General features: G+C 72.8%; 21 protein-coding genes. 13 read left to right on the top strand and 8 right to left on the bottom strand.

Going from position 1 to position 22,046, the window contains the following annotated elements; genetic code table 11:
* Nucleotides 1-7: 7 nt before the first annotated feature.
* The gene (locus tag ACFRIC_RS38225) at nucleotides 8-253 is read right to left on the bottom strand and encodes a WhiB family transcriptional regulator (protein ID WP_355768218.1); all 246 of its coding nucleotides are present in this window, start codon (nucleotides 251-253) and stop codon (nucleotides 8-10) included.
* A gap of 280 nt (nucleotides 254-533) precedes the next feature.
* Here ACFRIC_RS38225 and ACFRIC_RS38220 point away from each other — a divergent pair, with 280 nt between their 5' ends.
* Nucleotides 534-1,325, top strand: coding sequence for a VOC family protein (locus ACFRIC_RS38220; RefSeq protein WP_382796163.1), 792 nt, complete (start codon nucleotides 534-536; stop codon nucleotides 1,323-1,325).
* A 135-nt stretch (nucleotides 1,326-1,460) separates the two neighbouring features.
* Here the strand turns inward: ACFRIC_RS38220 and ACFRIC_RS38215 are convergent, their stop codons facing one another.
* The 4 genes from ACFRIC_RS38215 to ACFRIC_RS38200 all read right to left on the bottom strand — a co-directional run bounded on the left by ACFRIC_RS38215 (nucleotide 1,461) and on the right by ACFRIC_RS38200 (nucleotide 4,689).
* On the bottom strand, nucleotides 1,461-2,498 hold the full coding sequence (locus ACFRIC_RS38215; protein ID WP_382796161.1) for a LacI family DNA-binding transcriptional regulator: 1,038 nt from the start codon (nucleotides 2,496-2,498) through the stop codon (nucleotides 1,461-1,463).
* Nucleotides 2,499-2,635: 137 nt separating this feature from the next.
* Nucleotides 2,636-3,652 carry a non-homologous end-joining DNA ligase gene (gene ligD / locus ACFRIC_RS38210; RefSeq protein ID WP_382796160.1) on the bottom strand — a complete coding sequence of 339 codons (1,017 nt, stop codon included), beginning with the start codon at nucleotides 3,650-3,652 and terminating at the stop codon, nucleotides 2,636-2,638.
* A 153-nt stretch (nucleotides 3,653-3,805) separates the two neighbouring features.
* Nucleotides 3,806-4,237: a hypothetical protein gene (locus tag ACFRIC_RS38205; protein WP_382796158.1), complete on the bottom strand. Its 432-nt coding sequence runs from the start codon at nucleotides 4,235-4,237 to the stop codon at nucleotides 3,806-3,808.
* A 170-nt stretch (nucleotides 4,238-4,407) separates the two neighbouring features.
* A complete protein-coding gene (locus ACFRIC_RS38200; RefSeq protein ID WP_382796156.1) occupies nucleotides 4,408-4,689 on the bottom strand; it encodes a hypothetical protein in 282 nt (93 codons plus the stop codon).
* A 271-nt stretch (nucleotides 4,690-4,960) separates the two neighbouring features.
* Between ACFRIC_RS38200 and ACFRIC_RS38195 the strand changes: the two genes are divergently transcribed.
* Both ACFRIC_RS38195 and ACFRIC_RS38190 read left to right on the top strand, forming a co-directional pair.
* The gene (locus tag ACFRIC_RS38195; protein WP_382796154.1) at nucleotides 4,961-6,031 is read left to right on the top strand and encodes an ATP-dependent DNA ligase; all 1,071 of its coding nucleotides are present in this window, start codon (nucleotides 4,961-4,963) and stop codon (nucleotides 6,029-6,031) included.
* Between the two features lie 210 nt (nucleotides 6,032-6,241).
* Nucleotides 6,242-7,225 (top strand): DUF3048 domain-containing protein, encoded by a 984-nt coding sequence (locus ACFRIC_RS38190; protein ID WP_382796196.1) that lies wholly within the window; start codon nucleotides 6,242-6,244, stop codon nucleotides 7,223-7,225.
* Nucleotides 7,226-7,233: 8 nt separating this feature from the next.
* Here ACFRIC_RS38190 and ACFRIC_RS38185 read toward each other — a convergent pair whose 3' ends face one another.
* Nucleotides 7,234-7,698, bottom strand: coding sequence for a MarR family winged helix-turn-helix transcriptional regulator (locus tag ACFRIC_RS38185; RefSeq protein WP_382796153.1), 465 nt, complete (start codon nucleotides 7,696-7,698; stop codon nucleotides 7,234-7,236).
* Nucleotides 7,699-7,930: 232 nt separating this feature from the next.
* Here ACFRIC_RS38185 and ACFRIC_RS38180 point away from each other — a divergent pair, with 232 nt between their 5' ends.
* Genes ACFRIC_RS38180 through pcaD form a run of 7 tightly spaced genes read left to right on the top strand, consistent with a single transcriptional unit; the run spans nucleotide 7,931 to nucleotide 14,400 of the window.
* Entirely contained in the window at nucleotides 7,931-8,713 is a 783-nt protein-coding gene (locus tag ACFRIC_RS38180) for a CoA transferase subunit A (protein ID WP_382796151.1), read from the top strand.
* The gene (locus tag ACFRIC_RS38175; protein ID WP_382796149.1) at nucleotides 8,713-9,360 is read left to right on the top strand and encodes a 3-oxoacid CoA-transferase subunit B; all 648 of its coding nucleotides are present in this window, start codon (nucleotides 8,713-8,715) and stop codon (nucleotides 9,358-9,360) included. The genes ACFRIC_RS38180 and ACFRIC_RS38175 overlap by 1 nt, the downstream gene beginning before the upstream one ends.
* On the top strand, nucleotides 9,357-10,559 hold the full coding sequence (locus tag ACFRIC_RS38170) for a thiolase family protein (protein WP_382796148.1): 1,203 nt from the start codon (nucleotides 9,357-9,359) through the stop codon (nucleotides 10,557-10,559). The genes ACFRIC_RS38175 and ACFRIC_RS38170 overlap by 4 nt, the downstream gene beginning before the upstream one ends.
* A 10-nt stretch (nucleotides 10,560-10,569) precedes the next feature.
* Nucleotides 10,570-11,337 (top strand): protocatechuate 3,4-dioxygenase subunit beta, encoded by a 768-nt coding sequence (pcaH, locus tag ACFRIC_RS38165; protein ID WP_382796146.1) that lies wholly within the window; start codon nucleotides 10,570-10,572, stop codon nucleotides 11,335-11,337.
* A 2-nt stretch (nucleotides 11,338-11,339) separates the two neighbouring features.
* Nucleotides 11,340-11,903 carry a protocatechuate 3,4-dioxygenase subunit alpha gene (gene pcaG / locus ACFRIC_RS38160; RefSeq protein WP_382796145.1) on the top strand — a complete coding sequence of 188 codons (564 nt, stop codon included), beginning with the start codon at nucleotides 11,340-11,342 and terminating at the stop codon, nucleotides 11,901-11,903.
* On the top strand, nucleotides 11,900-13,249 hold the full coding sequence (pcaB, locus tag ACFRIC_RS38155; RefSeq protein WP_382796143.1) for a 3-carboxy-cis,cis-muconate cycloisomerase: 1,350 nt from the start codon (nucleotides 11,900-11,902) through the stop codon (nucleotides 13,247-13,249). The genes pcaG and pcaB overlap by 4 nt, the downstream gene beginning before the upstream one ends.
* Nucleotides 13,246-14,400, top strand: a complete 1,155-nt coding sequence (gene pcaD / locus ACFRIC_RS38150) for a 3-oxoadipate enol-lactonase (RefSeq protein ID WP_382796142.1) — start codon at nucleotides 13,246-13,248, stop codon at nucleotides 14,398-14,400. The genes pcaB and pcaD overlap by 4 nt, the downstream gene beginning before the upstream one ends.
* A 270-nt stretch (nucleotides 14,401-14,670) precedes the next feature.
* On the opposite strand, the gene ACFRIC_RS38145 is transcribed toward pcaD, so the two are convergent.
* Nucleotides 14,671-17,337 (bottom strand): ATP-binding protein, encoded by a 2,667-nt coding sequence (locus tag ACFRIC_RS38145; protein WP_382796140.1) that lies wholly within the window; start codon nucleotides 17,335-17,337, stop codon nucleotides 14,671-14,673.
* Between the two features lie 560 nt (nucleotides 17,338-17,897).
* On the opposite strand from ACFRIC_RS38145, the gene ACFRIC_RS38140 reads away from it, so the two are divergent.
* On the top strand, nucleotides 17,898-18,929 hold the full coding sequence (locus ACFRIC_RS38140) for a DUF2510 domain-containing protein (protein ID WP_382796139.1): 1,032 nt from the start codon (nucleotides 17,898-17,900) through the stop codon (nucleotides 18,927-18,929).
* A gap of 292 nt (nucleotides 18,930-19,221) precedes the next feature.
* Here the strand turns inward: ACFRIC_RS38140 and ACFRIC_RS38135 are convergent, their stop codons facing one another.
* Complete coding sequence (locus ACFRIC_RS38135; protein ID WP_382796137.1) at nucleotides 19,222-19,839, bottom strand: TetR/AcrR family transcriptional regulator; 618 nt, start codon at nucleotides 19,837-19,839, stop codon at nucleotides 19,222-19,224.
* Between the two features lie 250 nt (nucleotides 19,840-20,089).
* Between ACFRIC_RS38135 and ACFRIC_RS38130 the strand changes: the two genes are divergently transcribed.
* Nucleotides 20,090-21,046, top strand: a complete 957-nt coding sequence (locus ACFRIC_RS38130; protein ID WP_382796135.1) for a phosphatase PAP2 family protein — start codon at nucleotides 20,090-20,092, stop codon at nucleotides 21,044-21,046.
* Nucleotides 21,043-22,020, top strand: a complete 978-nt coding sequence (locus ACFRIC_RS38125; RefSeq protein WP_382796133.1) for a DMT family transporter — start codon at nucleotides 21,043-21,045, stop codon at nucleotides 22,018-22,020. Before ACFRIC_RS38130 ends, ACFRIC_RS38125 begins: the two co-directional genes overlap by 4 nt.
* Nucleotides 22,021-22,046: the final 26 nt, after the last annotated feature.

Below are 22,046 nucleotides of genomic sequence, written 5' to 3'. Positions count from 1 at the left end.
GTGCGTGTCACTCCAGGGCGCGCCGCAGGCCCAGACGCTCCTTCTCGGAGAGTCCGCCCCACACGCCGAAGCGTTCGTCGTTGCTCAGCGCGTATTCGAGGCACGCGGGACGCATCGCGCACATCCCGCAGATGCGCTTGGCCTCGCGCACCGAGCTGCCCGGCTCGGGAAAGAAGAAGTCCGCCCCCGTCTGCGCGCACAGCGCCTGCTCCTGCCAGGCGAGGTCGGACGGGGTGATGGTTACCGAGTACATGCTCAGAGCGTGCCCGGCGGCGAAAAACGTTCGATCAACGCGGGATCAACGCGGCGTACCAAGGCTTCCGGCGGCCTCGATGATGGCCCCGGGGGCGGGCCGCGGGCACGGCGGCGCGCGGAGAAACCGGCGACGAACCGGCGACGATACGAATCCCGGCGGCCACTCGGAGTGACGGGTGCCGCCGTCGCGGGCGGTTTGCGCGTCTCCGGGGCGATTGTCAGTGGGCGGTGGAAGACTCGGCACCAAAGGCAACGGGACCCCTCAAAGGAGGGCAATCATGCTCACCACCAGGTTCGTCAACGGCTCCCCGAACTGGCTGGATGTCGGCACGGCCGACATCGAGGGCGCCATCGCCTTCTACGGAGGCCTCTTCGGCTGGCGGTTCCAGTCGGCGGGGCCGGAGGCGGGTGGCTACGGCTTCTTCCAGGTGGACGGCAAGACCGTGGCCGGGGGTATGCAGATCACCGCCGAGCAGGGCCCGCCGTCCTGGAACGTCTACTTCCAGACCGCCGACGCCGAGGCCACGGCGAAGGTGGTCGAACAGCACAAGGGCACGGTGCTCATGCCGCCCATGGACGTGATGGGCGAGGGACACATGGCGATGCTCGCCGATCAGGCGGGCGTGGTCTTCGGCGTGTGGCAGCCCGGCCGGACCAAGGGCCTGGGCATGGCCGGCGACCCGGGCTCCCTGTGCTGGGTCGAGCTCTGCACACCGGACGTCGCGGCGGCCGCCGGGTTCTACAACTCCGTCTTCGGGTGGCAGACGACGGCGGCCCAGTTCCCGGGCGGGACCTACACCTGCGTCAACCCGGCGGACACGGAGGAGGAGGCCATGTTCGGCGGTCTGGTGCCGCTCGCGGACGACCCGGTCGAGGCGAAGACCGGCGCGTACTGGCTGCCGTACATCGAGGTCCCCGACACGGACGCCGTGGTGGCCAAGGCCGAGGAACTCGGTGGTGCGGTCCGTATGCCCGCCACGGACATGGAGGGCGTCGGCCGCATGGCCAAACTCGCCGATCCGTACGGGGCACGCTTCGCGGTGATCAAGAGCGCCCCGCAGCAGAGCTGACGCTCCCTCGGTCGCCCCCTCTCGGCGCGGGGCAAGGCTCATGGGCCCCGCGCCGAGCGTCGGCCATGTGCCCAGGCCCCTTGAACCCTTCAGCCCTTCAGCCCTTCAGCCCTTCAGCCCTTCAGCCCTTCAGCCCTACGCCGAAGCCCGTCGGACGATCGTCGTCGGCAGGACCACTCCGGCGGGATCGGGGGCCGGGACCTGTGCCGCCGGGCCGCCTTCGAGTCCGCGGATCAGCATCCGGGCCATCAGCCGGCCCATCTCCTCTATCTCCTGACGCACTGTCGTGAGCGGAGGATCGGTCTGTTCGGCGATCGGCAGCATGTCGTCGAAGCCGATCACGGCCACGTCGTCGGGGACCCGTCGCCCGTGCTCACGCAGCACGCGCAGCACGCCGAGGGCCGACAGGTCGTTCCCCACGAACACCGCGTCGACGTCGGGGCGGCGCTCCAGCAGTTCCCGCATGGCGCGTTCGCCGCCGGCGGGGGTGAAGTCCCCCTGCGCGACGAGCTCCGGACCGGCGTCGGCCATGACGTCCCGGAAGCCGTCGAGCCGGTCGACCGCGGACGTCTGGTCGAGGGCACCGGTGATGTGGGCGATGCGCGTCCGCCCGAGACCGAGGAGATGACGGACGGCCTGACGCGCCCCGCCGCGGTTGTCGCAGTCGACGTACACCGCTTCGCGGACGCCGTCGCCCCAGCCGGGCCGACCGCCGAACACGGTCGGCACCCCCGCGCCGTGGATGAGGCCCGGCAGCGGGTCGTCGAGGTGCAGGGAGAAGACGAGCGCGCCGTCGACATGGCCGCCGGCGAGATAGCGGGCGACGCGCGCGTGGTCGTCGCGGCCCTCCGTGAGCAGCAGGACCAGTTGTGAGTCGTTGGCCGTCAGTTCCTTGCTGATGCCCCGGAGCTGGAGGGCGAAGAACGGGTCGGCGAAGACCCTGGTCTCCGGTTCGGCGATCACGACGGCGACCGCGTCGTGGCGCCGGGTGACGAGGCTGCGGGCGGCCTGGTTCGGAACGTAGCCCAGTTCCTCGACGGCCCGGCGTACCCGCTCGACGAGCGGTTCACGGACTCCGTCCCCACCGTTCACGACCCGTGACACGGTGGCCCGGGAGACCCCGGCCCGCGCGGCCACGGCCTCCAGCGTGGGGCGCGACGCTGTCTCGGTCACCTCAGGGCACCTCCTCGGCGGATGCCGATCAGGATAGCCGCGCGACCGCTCGCTCCGCGGGGGTGCTCCCCGATCTTCGAGAACGGCTCGAACCAGTCCCGCCACGGGGTGACTTGGCGAAAGGCCGGCAGGCCTTCCTAGGCGTCCTCGTGCTTCGCGCGGCTGGGCTGGACCCGCTTGGGCTCGCCCGGCATCTTCGGGTACTCGGGCGGGTACGGGAGGTCGCCGAGGCCGTGGTCGTGCTCGTCGCGGCTGGCGAGTTCCAGCAGGGCCTCCAGCGAGAAGGCGTGCTCGTCCATGTCGGCGTGCACGTCGCCGAGTTCGGCGAAGCGCTTCGGCATGGTCGCCAGGTCGAAGTCCCGGGGCCGGGCCTCCTGCACCTCGTCCCAGCGCAGCGGAGCGGAGACCGGGGCGTGCGGGCGGGGACGTACGGAATAGGCCGAGGCGATGGTGCGGTCCCGGGCCGTCTGGTTGTAGTCCACGAAGATCTTCTCGCCCCGCTCCTCCTTCCACCAGGCGGTGGTGACCTGGTCGGGCATACGGCGTTCGAGCTCGCGCCCGACGGCGATGGCGGCCCGGCGCACCTGGGTGAAGGTCCAGCGCGGCTGGATGGGCACGAAGACGTGCAGCCCGCGGCCCCCGGAGGTCTTGGGCCAGCCCCGCAGACCGCCGTACTCGTGGAGGACCTCGCGCAGTTCGTGGGCGGCGCGCACCGCGTCGGTGTAGTCCGTGCCGGGCTGCGGGTCGAGGTCGATGCGCAGTTCGTCGGGGCTGTCGACGTCGTCGCGGCGGACCGGCCAGGGATGGAAGGTGAGCGTGCCGAACTGCGCGGCCCACAGCACGGCGGCGGGCTCGGTGGGGCACATCTCGTCGGCGCTGCGGCCGCTGGGGAAGGTGATGTGGGCGGTCGGGATCCAGTCGGGCATGTTCTTGGGCGCCCGCTTCTGGAAGAAGGACTCGCCCGTGACCCCGTCCGGGTAGCGCTCCAGGGTGGTGGGGCGGTTGCGCAGGGCACGCAGGATGCCGTCGCCGACGGCGAGGTAGTACTGGGCGAGGTCCAGCTTCGTGAATCCGCGCTCAGGGAAGAAGATCTTGCCCGGGCTGGACAGACGCACGCTCCTGCCGGCCGCTTCGAGTTCCACCGCATCGCCCATGCGAGCCACGGTAGGCGCAGCCCGCGGCCCCCGCACACCGGGCGGACACCGACGGCACTGCGCCGGCCCCACCCCTGCCCGGTGGATCCGCCCGGGTACGGACACCTGCCCCCACGGACAAGAGAGCAGGAACTCCGGGCGCAGGAAACGGTGTCAGGCCTTGCAGAAGCCGAGGCCCTTGAGCGCGTCGTTGATCTGCTTGCCCTGGGTCTCGGTGGTGGTGACGTCCTTGTAGGTGAAGCGCTGGGAGGCCGTCCGGTCGAGCTTGCGGCCACCGCCGTTGATCGCCATGCACTGGTTGCGTGCGGCGTCGATCGCCTTGTCCTCGTACTTCACGATGCCCGGGTTGGCGGCGCCGAGGGCGCGGAGCAGTTGGGCGCGCTTGACCCCGGTGGGCACGGGCGGGATGCCGGCCGCCTTCTCGGCGGCGCTCACGTCGGCACTGGGCTCGCTGCCCGGGGCGCGCGTGGACGTGGGCTTGGGCGTGGCCTTGGCGTCGGTGTCGGTGTCGTCGCCGCTGCTACAGCCGGTGACGGCGGCGGCGAGCGCGATGGCGATGGCGACGACGGTGGTGCGGGTGCGCATGGTCCCCCCAGGACTTCCGTTCTGAACGGTCATCATGCGCAGAGGTGGGCGGGGCGCGTGTCCGCGGTATCCGTGTTGTGACATGGGGCCGGGGAAGGAGTCCGCGACGGCTGGGTGGGACGGGTGCGGAGGGGCGCCCGCGGCCGGTGTGGGCCGTGGGCGCCGCCCGGCTACTGCTGGGGTGTCTGCAGGTTCTTCAGCGTGTCGCTGATCTGTTCGTTGAGGACCTCGGTGGCGAGGCGCTGGACCGTCTTGTCGTCGAGTCCGTCGCAGGCGGTCGGCCGGTCGGCCGGGGTGGCCTGGTCTCCGGCGGCCGCGCCCTTCTTGAACTCCGCGGTCAGCGCGGCCTTGCAGGCCGTCGGATCGGCGTCGGCGGCGCCGCTGCCGCCGCACGCGGTCAGGGCTGCCGCGAGTACGAGTAGCGCGCCGCACGCGGCTGTGCGAGTGTTCATGATCCCCCCGTGGTTCTGGTCACCGAAGGGCATCATGGCGTCACCGAGGATGACGTGGTGGGTCTGTGGCGATCCTGTGACCCGGAAGGGCCCTGCCCCGAGGCCCGGGGCGGCGACGGTGACGGCGGAGCCGTCCGTCGCGGCGACGGAGCGGCACACAGCACTCCGACCGATCCGAGTGCCGGATCAGCGGTAGAACCCCGGCGCAGCACGACCCTCGCGGCCGAACACGCAACAGGCGCGCACCATGGACGGCTCTTAGAGTCGAAGTATGGATCTGCCGGTGATGCCCCCCGTCAAGCCGATGCTCGCCAAGGCCGTGGCGAAGATCCCGCCGGACATGCACTACGAGGCGAAGTGGGACGGTTTCCGGGCCATCGTGTTCCGTGACGGGGACGAGATCGAGATCGGCAGTCGCACCGGGAAGCCGCTGACCAGGTATTTTCCGGAGCTTGTCGAGGCGTTGCGGGAGCGGTTGCCGGAGCGCTGTGTGATGGACGGGGAGATCGTGATCGCCAGGGACGGGCGGCTCGACTTCGACGCGCTCACGGAGCGGATCCACCCGGCGGACTCCCGGGTGCGGATGCTGGCGGAGAAGACGCCCGCCTCCTTCGTGGCCTTCGACCTGCTGGCCCTGGCCGACGCCTCGCTGCTCGACGTACCGCTGACGGACCGGCGCGCGCTGCTGGTGAAGGCGCTGTCCGAGGTGACGGCTCCGGTGCACCTGGCGCCCGCGACCACGGACCGGGAGGTGGCGCAGCGGTGGTTCGAACAGTACGAGGGGGCCGGACTCGACGGGGTCGTCGCGAAGCCCCTCGCTCTGCCGTATCTGCGGGACGAGCGGGCCATGTTCAAGATCAAGCACGAGCGGACGGCCGATGTCGTGGTGGCCGGCTACCGCTTCCACAAGAGCGGGCCGGTCGTCGGGTCGCTGCTGCTGGGGCTGTACGACACCGGGGGGACGCTCCAGCACGTGGGCGTGAGCGCCGCGTTCACGATGAAGCGGCGGGCGGAACTGGTGGAGGAACTGGAGCCCTTGCGGCTCGAGGACGCGGCCGGGCATCCGTGGGCGGCCTGGGCCCAGGAGTCGGCGCACGAGAGCGCCCGGCTGCCGGGGGCGCCCAGCAGATGGTCGGCTAAGAAGGACCTGTCGTGGATTCCGGTCCGGCCCGAGCGGGTGGCCGAGGTGGCGTACGACCACATGGAGAACGGCGTACGGTTCCGCCACACGGCCCGCTTCCGCCGATGGCGTCCCGACCGCACGGCCGAGAGCTGCACGTACGGACAACTGGAGGAGCCGGTCGGCTACGACCTGGCGGAGATCCTGGGGCCGCGGAGCTGAGACACCGGGGCAGACAGACACCGGGCGGCGCCGGAACACCGGCACACCGGCACGGAACCGTCGCCTCCGCGACCCCCTTCGACCCTGCACGGATCGTCCCGCTGAGCCGATCAGCTCAGTCGCCGCGCGCAATCAGAAACGATCGGGTTCGGCCACCGATGAACTGATGAACGCATTAATCGATGGCACGGGACAGGTGGCACGGTGGGCATGCGAGAGATGGTGCGGACGCGGCGGGGCGCGTGGACGGCGGCACTGCTGGCCGTCACGGTGACGGGTTCCCTGATGTCGGGCTGCACTTCGGGGGGCGGAGCCACCGACGACGGCCGGTCGCCGACGCAGAGCCAGAGCCCGAGCGAGAGCGGGACCGGCACGGTGAACGCGGGACCGGTGCTCGCGGTGAAGATCGACAACGCGCCCGACGCCCGCCCCCAGACGGGGCTCGACGCGGCGGACGTGGTCTACGCGGAGCAGGTCGAGGGCGGTCTGAGCCGGCTCATGGCGGTCTTCGCGAGCACGCTGCCCGACGCCGTCGGGCCCGTACGCAGCGCCCGCGAGTCGGATCTGGAACTGCTGAGACAGTTCCACGAGCCGACGCTCGCCTTCTCCGGGGCCCAGCACAAGCTGCTGCCGCTGATCGACGACGCCCCGCTGGATCCCGAGCCGGCCGGGAAGGTGCCCGGCGCCTGGTACCGGGGCTCGGGCAAGGCCGCCCCGCACAACCTGTATCTGCGTCCGCGGCGGCTGATGGACTCCGCACCCGGCGACGCGGCGCTGACCACGGGCTTCCACTTCGGCGCGGCACCCTCGGGCGGCACCCCGCAGGCCTCGCGCACGGTCCGCTTCCCCTCGGCCCGCTTCACCTTCACCTGGTCCGCCGAGCGGGGGCGCTGGCTGGTGGCGATGGACGGCACCCCGACGGTGACGACGGACGGCAAGACGGTGGCTCCGGCGACGGTGGTCATCCAGTACGTGAAGGTGCGTACGTCGAAGTACCACGACTTCCTCGGCAACAACACGCCGTTCACGGAGTCGGTGGGCTCGGGCAAAGCCCAGGTGCTGCGCGACGGCCGTGCCTACGACGCGAACTGGACGCGCCCCGAGGCGACCGACGGCACGCGGTTCACCACCCCGGACGGCGCGCCGATGAACTTCGCGCCCGGCCAGGTGTGGGTGGTCCTGGCCAAGGCGTGAGAGGCCGCTCAGTGCCGCGCGGGAAGGGGCTCCGGGGGGTTGCGGAGCCCCTCGGCCGCGTCCGCGACGCGCTGGATGAGGTCGAAGAAGAGGCCCTGCTCCTCGGCGGAGAGCGGGGCCAGGAACACCTGGTTCATCCGCGCGGTGCGCACGGTCAGCTTGCGGTGGACGCGGACCCCCTCGTCCGTGAGGCGGAGCAGGAACCGCCGACCGTCCGCGGGATCGCGCACCTTGTCCAGCAGCGCGCGGCGCCCGAGCCGGCTGATGACCTCGGCGATCGTGGACCGGTCGAGCCCCACCCGCTCCCCCACCGTGCGCTGGTCGAGGCCGGGCTCGGCGACGAGCGCGTTCAGGACTGCGAACTGGGGCGAGGTGATCTCCTCGGAGACCATCGTGTTCCACAGCAGGTAGTGCGCCTGCTGGAGTCGCCGGGCCAGGTGCCCCGGATGGGTGGAGAGGTCCACCGCGGCCATGTGCGCTCCTGACGTCGTCGATGCCCGAATTCGTTGGTGCACTGAACAATACCTGCCCTCTTCGACGACTGTCCCACCTCCGTCGACCGGGTCGCTCCTTCGCAGGCCCTCGACACATTGGGGTCTTGACGGACCGAAGTCCGGGTGGCAGCGTGCTGAGCACCTCGGCGAATTAATCAGTGCCCTGATTAATTTGAGCGGCAGGACAGTCGGCAGAGATGAGGCTTCACGGATGGACAAGGTGGTCGCCACGGCACTGGAGGCGGTGGCCGATGTACCGGACGGCGCGACCCTGGCGGTCGGCGGATTCGGCCTCAGTGGCGTACCGAACGTGCTGATCGCGGCGCTCCACGAGCGCGGCGTCCAGGAACTCGGCATCGTCTCCAACAACTGCGGGGCCATGGACTCCGGGCTCGCGACCCTGCTCGCCGCCGGACGCGTCGCCCGCGTCACCGGCTCGTACATCGGCGCGAACAAGGAGTTCGCCCGGCAGTACCTCGCCGGTGAGCTGGAGGTCGAGATGATCCCGCAGGGCACCCTGGCCGAACGGCTGCGCGCGGGCGGTGCCGGGATCCCCGCGTTCTACACACCCGCCGGGGTCGGCACCCAGGTCGCCGAGGGCGGGCTGCCGTGGCGGTACGACGGCCACGGCGGCGTCACGCTGGCCTCCCCGCCGAAGGAGGTGCGCGAGTTCGACGGCACCGCATACGTGCTGGAGCACGGCATCCGCACCGACTTCGCGCTGGTACGGGCCGCGAAGGGCGACCGGCACGGCAACCTCGTCTTCAACAAGTCCTCCCGGAACTTCAACCCGCTCGCCGCGATGGCCGGCCGGGTGACGATCGCCGAGGTGGAGGAGCTCGTGGAACCGGGCGGCATCGACCCGGACGCCGTGCATCTGCCCGGCATCTTCGTCCAGCGCGTCGTGGCCCTGACCCCCGAGCAGGCGAGCGCCAAGATGATCGAGAAGCGGACGGTCTCGGCCCCCGCGGCAGACGGAACGGTGGGCGAGTGATGGCCTGGAACAGGCAGGAGATGGCCGCGCGCGCCGCGCGTGAGCTGACGGACGGCCAGTACGTGAACCTCGGCATCGGCCTGCCGACCCTGATCCCCAATCACCTCCCCCCGGGCGTCGAGGTGATCCTGGAGTCGGAGAACGGCATTCTCGGCACCGGCCCGTACCCGGCCGAGGACGAGGTCGACCCCGATCTCATCAACGCCGGCAAGGAGACCGTCACGGTCCTGCCGGGTGCCTCCTACTTCGACTCCGCACTGTCCTTCGGGATGATCCGCGGCGGGCACATCGACGTCGCGGTCCTGGGCGCGATGCAGGTGTCGGCCGGCGGCGATCTCGCCAACTGGGCCGTCCCCGGCAAGATGATCACCGGCATCGGCGGGGCGATGGACCTCGTCCACGGAGCCCGGACGGTCATCGTGGTGATGACGCACACCGCGAAGGACGGCTCACCCAAGATCCTGCGGGAGTGCGAACTGCCGCTCACCGGGAAGGCCTGTGTGAACCGGATCATCACCGACCTGGGCGTCCTCGACGTCACCGACGAGGGCCTGCTCCTGGTGGAGACCGCGCCGGGCGTCACGGCCGCGGAGGTCGCGGCGAGGACCGCGGCCGAGGTCCGTGTCGTGGAAGGGATCCGGCCGTGAAGGACGTCTACGTCGTCGATGCCGTCCGGACGCCGATCGGCAGGTACGGCGGTTCGCTGGCCGCCGTCCGCCCGGACGATCTCGCCGCCCACGCCATCCGCGAACTCCTCGCCCGCACCCCGGACCTGGACCCGGCGCTGATCGAGGACGTGTACCTCGGCAACGCCAACGGCGCGGGCGAGGAGAACCGCAACGTGGGCCGGATGGCCGCCCTCCTGGCCGGGCTGCCCACCTCGGTGCCGGGCGTGACCGTCAACCGGCTGTGCGCCTCCGGCCTCGAAGCCGTCATCCAGGCGGCCCGCGCCATCGCGCTCGGCGACGCCTCGATCGTCCTGGCCGGCGGTGTCGAGTCGATGACGCGCGCGCCCTACGTCCTGCCCAAGAGCGAGAAGCCCTTCCCCGCCGGGCACACCGAGCTGTACTCCACGACGCTCGGCTGGCGCCTGGTCAATCCGCGGATGGACCCGCAGTGGACCATCCCGCTCGGCGAGTCCGCCGAAGTCATCGCCGACAAGCATGCGATCACCCGTGAGCAGCAGGACGAGTTCGCCCTCGGCAGCCACCGAAAGGCGGCCCGGGCCCAGGCGGAGGGCCTGTTCGCCGCCGAGACCGTCCCGCTGACCCTGCCCCGGCGCAAGGGCGACCCGGTGGTGTTCGCCGCCGACGAATGCGTACGCGCCGACGCCTCCCTCGACGCCATGGCCCGGCTGAAGCCGTCCTTCCGCCCCGAGGGGGGCACGGTCACCGCGGGCAACGCCTCGCCGCTCAACGACGGCGCCGCCGCCCTGCTGCTGACCGACGCCGAGGGGCTGCGGGCCACCGGACGCGAACCCCTCGCCCGGGTCTCCGCGACCGGCGTGTCCGCGATCGACCCCCAGTACTTCGGACTCGCCCCCGTCGAGGCCGTGAACCGCGCTCTGGCCAAGGCGGGAAAGGGATTTGACGACCTGTCGACACTGGAGCTGAACGAGGCCTTCGCCGCCCAGGTGCTCGGCTGCCTCGCCGAATGGCCCGAGTTCGACCCCGCGATCCTCAACCCGCGTGGCGGCGCCATCGCCCTCGGCCACCCCCTGGGTGCCTCCGGTGCCCGGCTCGCCGGAACCGTCGCCCACCAACTCGCCCGCGAGGGAAGCGGAGTCGGAGTCGCCACCCTCTGTATCGGCGTGGGCCAGGGCCTCGCCCTCGTCCTCGAACGCTAGGAACTCGACCATGGCTCTCACCCAGTCGGACATCGACGTCGAGATCAAGGATCTCCAGGACGGCTACGACAAGGCGGTGGCCGGCGGAGCGCCCGTGCGGCACCACCCAGCGCGCGACTATCCCCCGTACCGCAGCTCACGGCTCCGCCACCCGAAGCAGCCGCTGGTCGCGGTGAGCGGCGACCCGGAGACCGTCGAGCTGTCGGGCCCGGTCTTCGGCGTCACCGACATCACCGGGATCGACAACGACCTCACCCTTCAGCACCGGGGCGAACCGATCGGCGAGCGGATCACCGTCGCGGGCCGGCTGCTCGACCGCGAGGGGCGGCCGGTGCGCGGTCAGCTCATCGAGGTCTGGCAGGCCAACGCCGCCGGACGCTACGCCCATCTGCGCGAGCAGCACCCCGCCCCGCTCGACCCCAACTTCACCGGCGTGGGGCGGACCCTGACGGACGATCAGGGACGGTACTCGTTCACCACGATCAAGCCGGGACCCTACCCCTGGGGCAATCACACCAACGCCTGGCGGCCCGCGCACATCCACTTCTCCGTCTTCGGCACCGCGTTCACCCAGCGGCTGGTGACACAGATGTACTTCCCGGGCGACCCGCTCTTCCCGTACGACCCGATCCTGCGGTCCGTGACGGACCGGGCGGCCCGCGAACGGCTGATCGCCGCGTACGACCACGATCTCTCGCGGCCCGAGTTCTCCATGGGCTACCAGTGGGACATCGTCCTCGACGGTCCCTCCGCCACCTGGATCGAGGAAGGCCGATGAGCATGGCCGGACGACCGCTCCCCACCCCCGCCCACACCATCGGGCCCTTCTACGGCCACGCGCTGCCGTTCCCGGGCGGCGGCGACATCGCGCCCCCGGGCCACCCCGACACCATCACCCTGCACGGCCACGTGCTCGACGGCGCGGGCGCGCCGGTCCCCGACGCCCTGCTCGACTTCTGGCAGGCCGCGCCCGACGGTTCACTCACCGGCGCCCCCGGCTCCCTGCGCCGCGACCCGTCCACGGGCGGGTTCCTCGGCCGCAACGGCCTCGACTTCACCGGCTTCGGCCGGGTCGCCACCGACGCCGACGGCCGCTACGCGCTGCGCACGCTGCCACCCGGGAACACCGGACTGCCGTACATCGGCGTGTGCGTCTTCGCGCGCGGTCTGACCCACCACCTGTTCACCCGCGCCTATCTGGCCGACGGCACGGATCCGCTGCTCGACGGGCTGCCGGACGAGCGGCGCGCCACACTGATCGCGGCCGAGGGCGCGACGCGGACGTACCGCTTCGACATCCGCCTTCAGGGCGAGGGCGAGACGGTCTTCCTGGAGTTCCGGTGACGGCCGCCGACCCCCTCGCGTCCGACATCGGCCTCCTCGCTCCGGGCCGGGTGGGTTCCCCGGCGTCGGCCGCGACGAGCGACAGCGCCTATCTGCGGGCCCTGCTCGACGCGGAGGCCGCGCTGACCCGGGCGCAGGCGTCCCTCGGACTGGCCCCCGCCGAGGCCGCGACGGCGGTGACCCGGGCGGCCGCCACCGCGGACTTCGACCTCGCCTCGATCGCGCTGCGCGCCCGGGGCGGCGGCAACCCGGTGATCCCGCTGGTCACGGACCTGACGGCCGCCGTCGCCGCCGAGTTCGGCCCGTACGTCCACCGGGGCGCGACGAGCCAGGACATCCTGGACTCGGCCACCATGCTCGTCGCGGCCCGCACCCTCGACGTGGTCCTGGACGACCTGGAACGGACCGGGCACCACCTCGCCCGGCTCGCGGCACGGCACCGGGACACCGTCCTGCCCGGTCGCACGCTGACCCAGCACGCGGTGCCGACGACGTTCGGGCTGAAGGCGGCCGGCTGGCGGTCCCTGGTGCTCGACGCCCGGGACCGGCTGCGCGCCGTACGGGCCTCACTGCCCGCCCAACTGGGCGGCGCGGCGGGCACCCTGGCCGCCTTCACCGCCTTCGGCGCGGACGACACCCGCGCCCTGACCGCCGCGTACGCGCGCGAACTCGGCCTCGCCGAGCCCGTGTTGCCCTGGCACACCCTGCGCACACCCGTCGCCGACCTGGCCGGAGCCCTGGCGTTCACGGCCGGCGCGCTCGGCAGGACGGCCGTCGACGTGCTCACCCTCTCGCGCACGGAGATCGCCGAGCTGGCCGAGGGCTCCGGCGGCGGCTCGTCCGCGATGCCGCACAAGCGGAACCCGGTGCGGGCCACCCTGGTGGCCTCCGCCGCCCGGCGTGCCCCGCTGCTCGCGGCCACCCTGTACGGCGCGCTGGCGGCCGAGGACGAACGGCCGGCCGGGGCCTGGCACTCCGAGTGGGAACCCCTGCGCGATCTGCTCCGGCTGACCGGAGGAGCGGCCCGCGACACGGCCGAACTGACCGAGAACCTGCAGGTCGACACCGAGGCCATGCGTGAACACCTCGACCTGACGCACGGGTTGATCGTCTCCGAGCGGCTGGCCGCCGAACTCGCCCCGGTTCTCGGCCGGGCGCGCGCCAAGGACCTGCTGACCCGCGCCGCCGAGCGGGCCGCCGGTGAGCGGCGGCCCCTCGCGGACGTGCTCGGCGAGGAGCCCGCCCTGAAGGACCTCCCGGGTGTCGACCTCGCCGACCTGACCGACCCGACCCGCTACACGGGCTCCGCCGGAGTCCTCACCGACCGTGCTCTGGAGCGACGTTGACCGCGAACCTGCTCACCCATCGCACCGAGGGCTCCCCCGCCGCTCCCCCGCTGATCCTCGGGCCCTCGCTCGGGACGTCGTACGCCCTGTGGGACGCGGTCGCGCCCGAACTGTCCTCGGCCCACCGGGTGGTGCGCTGGAACCTGCCCGGACACGGCGGCGCGCCCTCCGGTCCGATCGGCCCGGGTGCCACGGTCGCCGACCTGGCCGGGCTCGTGCTGGAGCTGGCCGACTCCCTGGGCATCGGGCGTTTCGCGTACGCCGGTGTGTCGCTGGGCGGAGCGGTGGGCCTGCACCTGGCGGTCCACCACCCCGACCGGCTCTCGTCGCTCGCCGTCATCTGTTCCTCGGCCCACTTCAACGGATCGAAGCCGTGGGAGGAACGGGCCGAGCTGGTGCGCCGTGAGGGCCTCGGACCCGTCGCGGCGACCGCCGACGCCCGCTGGTTCACCGCGGGCTTCACGGTCCCGGAACTGGTCCAGGACCACCGCGACGCCGACCCCGAGGCGTACGCCGCCTGTTGCGACGCCCTCGCCGCGTTCGACATCCGCGAGGAGCTGGCGTCGATCACCGTACCGACGCTGCTGATCGCGGGGCGCGAGGACCCGGCGACGCCGCCCGCGCATCTGCGGGAGATCGCGGACGCGGTACGGGGCGCGGCGCTCGTGGAGATCCCGGGCGCCTCCCATCTGGCGCCCGCCCAGTGCCCGGAGGCCGTGCTGACGGCGCTGCGCGCGCACTTCTCGGCGGGGGGTGCCCGGCGCGGCATGGAGGTACGCCGTCAGGTCCTCGGCGACGAGCATGTGGACCGTGCACAGGCCCGCCAGACCCCGTTCACGGCCCGGTTCCAGGACTTCATCTCGCGCTACGCCTGGGGTGAGATCTGGACCGACACGACACTGAGCCGCCGCGAGCGCAGCATGATCACGCTGACCGCGCTGGTGGCCCACGGCCACCACGACGAGCTGGCGATGCACGTCCGCGCGGCCCGGCGCAACGGACTCACGCCCGAGGAGATCGGCGCGCTGCTGCTGCAGACGGCGGTCTACTGCGGTGTCCCGGCGGCCAACGCGGCCTTCGCGGTGGCCCAGCGGGTACTGGCGGAGGGCGACGCCGGGGAGAGCGGCCGCTCGACGGGCTCCTCGGACTGACCCCGCCCCGGGCGCCGGGGGCCGGCCTCCGGGCGGGGCCCCGGGAGGCCGCAACCCTGGCCAGGGAATGTCGCGGGCTGCCGAGCTGCCACGCCGGCCGGCCGCCGCCTTGGCCGGACGCAAGCGTCAGCCGTCGCCGGGCCGGCAAACCCACGGGCTGCTGGCTCGGGCTGGGCGCGGGCGGGCTGCCGGCTCTGACGGCGGGTGCCGGCGCGCCGGCCCTGGCCACGTCGGCGGTACACGGCGTGGCCAGATGGTGGCCGGGGCTCGCTACAGGCCCGTCAGTGCCGCTTCCGCCTTGGCCGCGAGGCCGTCCGCTCCGCACGCGCGGGCCAGGGTCAGGCCCTTGTTCAGTTCCATCACCGAGCGGGAGGCGATGCCGTACTCGATGCGGGCCGCCGCGTGTTCGTACTGGCAGGGAGAGGCCTCCAGATAGGTGACCGCCTGGGCCGCCAGCCGGACCGCGCGCTGACCGGTTTCGAGGGCCGCGGCGCACCGCAGGGCCTCGCCGATGGCCGTGTCGGTACCGAACCGCTCGGCCTGGCGGCGGGCGTCACCGGCCAGCGAGGCGGCGCGTGCGGGGTCCTCGTTGGCGAGTGCCCTCGCGAGGTCGACGGCCCACGGCGCGAGCACCGTGTTGTGGTGGCCCCGGGCCGCGGCGGCCTTCTCCGCCGCCTCCAGTTCGTTGATGCCCTCCTTGGTGCGGCCGACGGCGAGCAGCAGACGGCCGCGCACCGAGCGGGTGTCGGGGAGGACGATCGTGGAGGGGTACGGAGGCGCGAAGCCGTAGCGCTCGGCGATCTCCGCCGCCTCCTGGACGTGTCCGCGGGCCAGCAGGGTGTCGATGAGGCCGCAGGTCGCCGACCAGTAGAGGGGCAGTCCGCGTCCGACCCGCTCCGCGAGGCGCAGCGATTCACGCTGGTAGTGCTCGGCGTCGACGAGGCGGCCCCGCCTGCGGTGGGCGAGTCCGAGGTAGGCGTTGGCCAGGGAGAGGTGACCGCCGCTCCAGCCCGCCTTCACGTAGGCGTGCAGGGCCTCGCTGAACAGGCTCTCGGCCCGGTCCAGCCGGTCCGTGTAGGCGTACGCGCTGCCCAGCATGAGCAGCAGTTCGACGCCCCACTCGGTGTCGGTCCAGGCGAGTCCGGGTGCGAGGCGGCCGTTGACGAGGGCCCGGTCGCACAGTTCCACGACCTCCTCGGCGTTCTCGCCGCGGGTCATCGCGTCGAAGCCGCGCAGTATGAGCAGCGCGCGCTCGGAGTTGTCGCGTCCCGTGCAGGTCGTGACGAGTTCGGCGAGACCGCTGGAGTGTCCGGCGCGCTCCTCGCCCGCGTGGATGCCCTCCCACATGTAGTGGACGGCCTGGAGCCGCATCCGGGCGGGTCCCGGCTCCAGCCGTTCGACCTCGGCGTCGACCGTGCGGACGGCTTCGTCCAACTGGTTGTTGTGGAGCAGCGCCTGGGAGAGCCGGAAGACGGCGTCGACCCGCATGGTGTCCTCGAGTCCGGGCCGTTCGAGCGCGGCCCGCAGATGGCCGATGGTCGTGGCCGGCGCGGTCAGGAGCGTGGCGCAGCCCAGTTCGTAGAGCACCCGTGCGTGCACCTCGGGCAGCGGCGGTTCCTTCAGCGCCCGTTCCAGGCAGCGCCGGGCCGCGTCCGGCGCGCCGACGGCGAGGTGTTCGCGGGCGGCTTCGCGCATCTGCTCGACGAGTTCGGGATCGTCGTCCGGATGCACTTCGAGGAGGTGGCGGGAGGCCGCGGCCGCGCCGCGGCCGGACTCGGTGACCGCCCAGGCCGCCTGGCCGTGCATCGCGGTGCGCAGGGCGTCCGGGATCGAGCGGTAGACCGCCGTGGCGATGAGCGGGTGCACGAACTCCAGCTCGCCGTCCGGCCGGTGGCCGTTCGTGGGCCCCACGGACGTCAGGATGCGGGCCGCGCCCAGCAGTTCGGCGCAGCGGGAGGCCTCCTCGTCCGGCATTCCGGCGAGTTGGGCGGCGAGGTCGAGGGAGATGCCGGTGCCGAGGATGGCGGCCGCCCAGGCGAACCGGGTGGCGTCGATCCCCAGTCCTTCGAGGCGGGCGACGAGCCCGCGGCCGCGGGCGGAGCGGTTCAGGTCGCGCAGTTCGGCGGCCGAGCCCTCGGCCGGCTCCAGTTCGCTGTCCTGGACCTTGGCGAGGAGTTCGACGGTCTCGTACGGGTTGCCGCCGGTGACCGCCCACACCTCGCGGCAGAAGGGCGCGTCGGCGTGCTCGCCGAGGGTCGCGCGGGTCAGCCCCTCGGTGGCGGCCGGGGTCAGCGCGGTCAGGGTGGCGAGCGGACGGCCCGCGGCGGCCACCGCGTCGAGCAGCCGGGCGCTCTCGCCGCTGACCCCGCCGGGCCTGCGGGCCACCACGACGAGGACGGACAGGTCGTCCAGGCGCTCGGCGAACGCGGCGAGCCAGCGCAGGGTCTCCTGGTCGGCCCAGTGCGCGTCGTCGATGAGCAGGACGAGCGGCCAGTCCCGCTTCGCGAGACGCCGGACCGCGGCCACCAGACCGTCGCAGACGCCCTGCGGGTCCGGCTGCCGGTCTCCCGGTTCGGCTATGCCGAGGGCGGGTCCCGCGATGTCGTACCAGTCCCCGAGGTATTCGCGTGCCTCCTCGGGGAGCAGCGAGACGAGCGCCGGCTGGAGCAACTGCCGTACGACATTGAAGGGGACGGACGTGACGGTCTCCCCGCCGCGCGCCGACCACACGGCACAGCCGCTGCTCTCCGCGATCCTGCGCACCTCGGCGAGGAGGGCGGTCTTGCCGAGACCCGCCTCTCCGCTGAGCACCAGCAGCGCGCCCGAGGTCGCGGATTCCGTCCGCAGCGCGGTGATCGCCGCTTCGAGAGTGGCGACCTCCTCTTCGCGCTCCCACAGGGAAGCCGAGGCGACCGCTCCGGGCCGTACCTCCGTCATCCCGCTACCTCCCCAGGTCGCCCAAACGACGTAACTGCAACGAGCCTAGCCTCCTGGAAGCCGTGACGGAGGCGGGACCCGGCACCAGTTGCCGAGACGGGTGACGGTGGACTCACGGAGGCGACGCCGCCGCACCCGCCCTAGTCCTGAAGGGAAGTGACGGACAGTCAATCAACGGGAAAATGAAGGTAATTTTCCTCCTCGGCGCACCACGGCGGGGGCGCGTTCCGAAGGACGCCGCGCCCTCGCGGAGGGACCGGCACAGGCGCCCCCGCGCGCGACCGTGACCTGCACGCCCTCCCCTTCCGCGGCCTCGCGGAGCCGTGCCCGCGGGTGCGCCCGGACGTCCGGCCGAGCCCTTCGCGTCCGGCGCCCCGGGCTCTCGCGCCCCGCGCCCCCGAGGGCGGCGCCCGGCCCGGGCGCGGTGCCGGCCGGGCGCGCTCCTGGTACAGGCGTTCTTCATCCGTCCGAAGGATCTTTCGGCATGGCCGCGTCAGCTCCCGAGGGGCTTCGGGGAACCCTCTCATCCGCCTTTCACCCTGGACTCATACGGTGGGCCCATGACGCAGGTGACTCCCCCCGGCTGGTATCCCGACCCCGGGCAGACAGATGACGCTCCCGCCACCGAGCGCTGGTGGGACGGTAAGGCATGGACGGACCAGGTCCGCCCCGTCGGGTCGGCGGCGGCATGGGGTCCCCCGGCGTACCCGGCGGGGGCCGCGCCGTATCCGTCGTACGCCCCCGACGGCCCGCGGCGCCGGCTGCGCACGGGCATAGCCGTCGCGGCGGCGGTCGCCGTCCTCGCCGGTATCGGCGGCGGTGTGTACGCGCTGACCAGCGACGGACGCGGCGGCAGCGCCGCCTCGCCCGGCTCGGGCGGACAGAACGGCCAGGGCGGGCCGTGGGGACCGGGCGGAGGCCAGGAGGGCGGTCCGAGCGGGGCGCCCGGTGGCTCCGGCGGCTCGGACGGCCGAGGGGGCCCCGGTGACCCCGGCGGCTCGGGCGGTTCCGGCGGGCAGACCCCGGCGCCCGGCGGGTCGGGCGGACCGCAGAGCGACCCCGGCTTCGCCACGGACGTCTACAACGGCATCAGCATCCCGGTGCCGGACGGCTGGACCGGCCAGAGCGGTGCGGGCACGGCCGCGGTCTCCACCAAGGACACCTACAAGTGCCCGGGCGACACCTCGCAGAACTGCCAGCGCGGTGGCGCCTACTCGGCCCCGGCGACGGCGCAGAAGCTGAAGTCCAGGACGGCGGAGGCGGCGGCCAAGGAGGACATCTCCAAGAACGCCACCGAGTCGTACGGCAAGGGCTACGGCTCGATCACCTCGCACACGGAGCTCGCCTCGAAGGCCGTCACGGTGGCCGGCGAGAAGGGCTATCTGGTGCGCTGGAAGGTCGTGACGAGCAAGGGCGACGACGGGTACGTCGAGTCGCTCGTGTTCCCGTCCCCGGCCGACCCCGGCTCGCTGGTCGTCGTCCGCTTCGGTGTCGACATCAGCTCCAAGGCGCCGCAGCAGTCGATCATCGACACGATCACCAAGGGCATCAAGGTGGCGGCCGGAACCGGCGGGAACGGCCAGAACGTCTGATTCCACCCATAACGGCCCGCCTCGGTCCCGTCGCCGGGACACCGTGGGCACGGATCGGCCGGGTGTCGCCGTGGACACGGACCGGCCGGGTGTCGCCGTGGACACGGACCGGCCGGGTGTCGCCGTGGGCACGGACCGGCCGGGTGTCGCCGTGGACGTGGATCGGCCGGGTGGAGCGCCCCTCCGCTCAAGGGGAACCCCACCCGGCCGGGGGGTGCGCGCCGCCCCCGTCCCCACGGTGCGGCGCGGAACAGGCCGACGTCCGGTCATCCCACGGACAGCGGCCTGAGACTCAGGTGAGACCGAGCGTCGGCAGGACGACCGCCTCCACGAATTGTGTGAGATACGCCGCGTCCGCGTACTGCCCGTCCAGCAGGGGGCGCACCCTCAGGACCCCGAGCATCTGGGCCGGGATGAACTCCAGCGCCGGGTGCCCGGCGTCGACCTCGCCCCGTTCGACACCGCGGTTGATCATCTGCCGCAGCTCGGCCACCTCGGGTTCGACGAGCGCGTCGCGCAGCGCCTGCTGAAGCTCCTTGTCCTGCATGACGGCGTTGCCGAGGCCCTGCAGGAGCTGCGTGCTGTCCCGGGCCGACCATTCGCCCGCGGCCGCGGCCGCCGCGCGCAGGTCGCCGGCGAGCGAGCCGGTGTCGATCCCCGTGAACCGCGGGCAGCGGTTGTTGCGCAGCGCGGCGGCCACGAACTGGGGCTTCGTCTTCCACTGCCGGTAGAGCGTGGACTTGCTGCACCGGGTGCTGGCGGCGACGCCCTCCATCGTGAGCGCCTCGTACCCGCACTCCCGGATCTGTTCGAGCACGGCGTCGAAGAACTCCTGCTCACGCTCGGGCGTGATCTTGGAGCGGCGCGAGGCGACGACCGTCTCCGGTCCGTCCGCGGCCTGCGACGTCATGGCGCTTCTCCTCGCTCGATCCGGCATAGACCGGTGCGGTCTTGCGTTCAGTGTAATCGATACGCGAGGGTACCGGTACGCATCCGTATCGGTACACTCGCGTATCGGTACCGTGTCGTATCGGTACACTGCCGTATCGATGAGCCTCGGACAGGATCCACTCCTCTCCCCCACCGGGAAGCCCGAGTGGATCCTGTCCTGGGCTCACCGCGCACGCACGACTTCAGACCGTCAGCAAGGGGGCCGGGGGATGTTTTCCCGAACCGAGCCTGCGGATCCGGCATCCGGATCCGCTTCACGAACGGAGCCGCCCGACGCGGCACCGCCCGCGGCCGCGTCGCACGACGCGGCCGCCTCCGCGCGTCCGCGCCCGCACTCGGCCACGCGCGCCGACGCCGCGCGCCCGGACGCCACCGCCGTACGCCCGGACGACACCGCGGCGCGCCCGCCGCTGCTGCGGGAACTGCTGCTCGTCGTCGGGCTCTTCGTCGTCTACAAGGCCGGCCGCCTGCTGGCCACCGGACGCACGGACGAGGCCTTCGCCGACGCGCACCGCGTCTGGGGCTGGGAGCGGACCCTGCACCTGCCGGGCGAGGGCGCCGTGCAGGGCGCCCTGCTGCACAGCGACTCGCTCGTGCACCTCGCGAACACCTACTACGCCACCGTCCACTTTCCGGCCACGGTCGCCTTCCTGGTCTGGATGTACCTGCGGCGCCCCGCGCACTACGTGTGGGCCCGCAGGATCCTCGCCCTGGTCACCGCCGCCGCCCTGGTCGGGCACCTGGTGTTCCCGCTCGCACCGCCGCGCCTGCTCGCCGGGACCGGCCTCGTCGACACCGGCCAGGTGTACGGGCCCACCGTGTACGGCGCCCACCCGGCCGCCGACGCCCTGGCGAACCAGTTCGCCGCGATGCCGTCGCTGCACTTCGGCTGGGCGCTGATGGTCGCGATCGGCCTGATCACCGCGACCCGGTCGCGGCTGCGCGGGCTGTGGCTGCTGCACCCCCTGCTCACCCTGCTGGTGATCGTCGGCACCGCCAACCACTACTGGCTGGACGCGATCGTCGCGACCGCCCTGGTCTGCGTCGCCCTCGCCGTGGTCCCCCCGCCGCGCCGGACGACGACGACCGCGGGGCGGCACGCGGTCGACGGGGCCGCCGGGACGCCCGTACGCGATCTGCCCGAACTCGTGGGAGCGGGGCGATGAACCCGACGCTCGCCGCGGTGGTCCTTTCCCTGTTCTCCTCCGTCGCCTACGCCTCCGCGGCCGTCGCCCAGGAGCGGCTCGCCGCCCGGTCGGCCGGCTCGGACACGGGCACGCTGCGCCTGCTGGCCCAGGGTGCCTGGTGGTGGTCGGTGACACTGAACGCCTCGGCCGCCCTGCTGCACGTGGCCGCCCTCAAGTACGGCACCCTCACCCTGGTCCAGCCGCTCGGGGCGCTCACCCTCGTGGCCGCCGTGCCGCTGGGGGCACGGCTCGCCGGGCGGCGGGTGAGCGCGGTCGAGTGGCGCGGTACGGCGCTCACGCTGACCGGACTGGCCGCGCTGCTCGTCACGGCGTCCGGGACCGCCCCGGACGAGGTGCTGAGCCTGCCGCAGGCGCTCGCCGTCGCGGGCACGACCGCCGCGGTGATCGGCGTCCTGGCGCGCGGTGCCCGGCCGGGACTGCGGCACGCGACGGCCTCCGGATTCGCCTCGGGCGTGGCCTCGGCCCTCACCCAGACCGTGACGGTCGCCGCGACGGACCGTTCGGACTCGCCGTTCAGCGCGCAGGTCGTCGTGGTGGCCCTGCTCGTGGCGGCCTTCGCGGCGGGCGGGCTGCTGTTGTCGCAGACCGCCTATCAGGGCGGGCTCGGCGCGCCGCTGGCCGTCGTGACGCTCGCCAACCCGCTGGCCGCGGCGGCGATCGGACTGTCCCTGCTCGGCGAACGCCTCCAGGGCGGCGCGGCGGGCCTGTTGCTCGCGCTCGTGGGAGCGTCGGTCGCCGCGTGGGGCGTGGTGACACTGTCCCGTTCGACGCCCGAGCCCGCGGCGGCACCGGCGGCGCCCACCCACCTGGAGGGCATGGCGGACGACGAGCACCCGGTCGCCGCGGTGCTGGCGCTGGGGCCGAACGGGGCGGCGTACGAACCCTCGTTGATGCCCCGGCAGACCGGTCGGGGTCATCTCACGTCCCTGTAGGAGACGGACGGCACATGCCGGAAGGG

It is taken from the genome of Streptomyces sp. NPDC056738 (assembly GCF_042790435.1).
Lineage (GTDB): Bacteria > Actinomycetota > Actinomycetes > Streptomycetales > Streptomycetaceae > Streptomyces.
The sequence above is the reverse complement of the archived record's forward strand: the minus strand, read 5'-3'. Positions and strand labels throughout refer to the sequence as shown.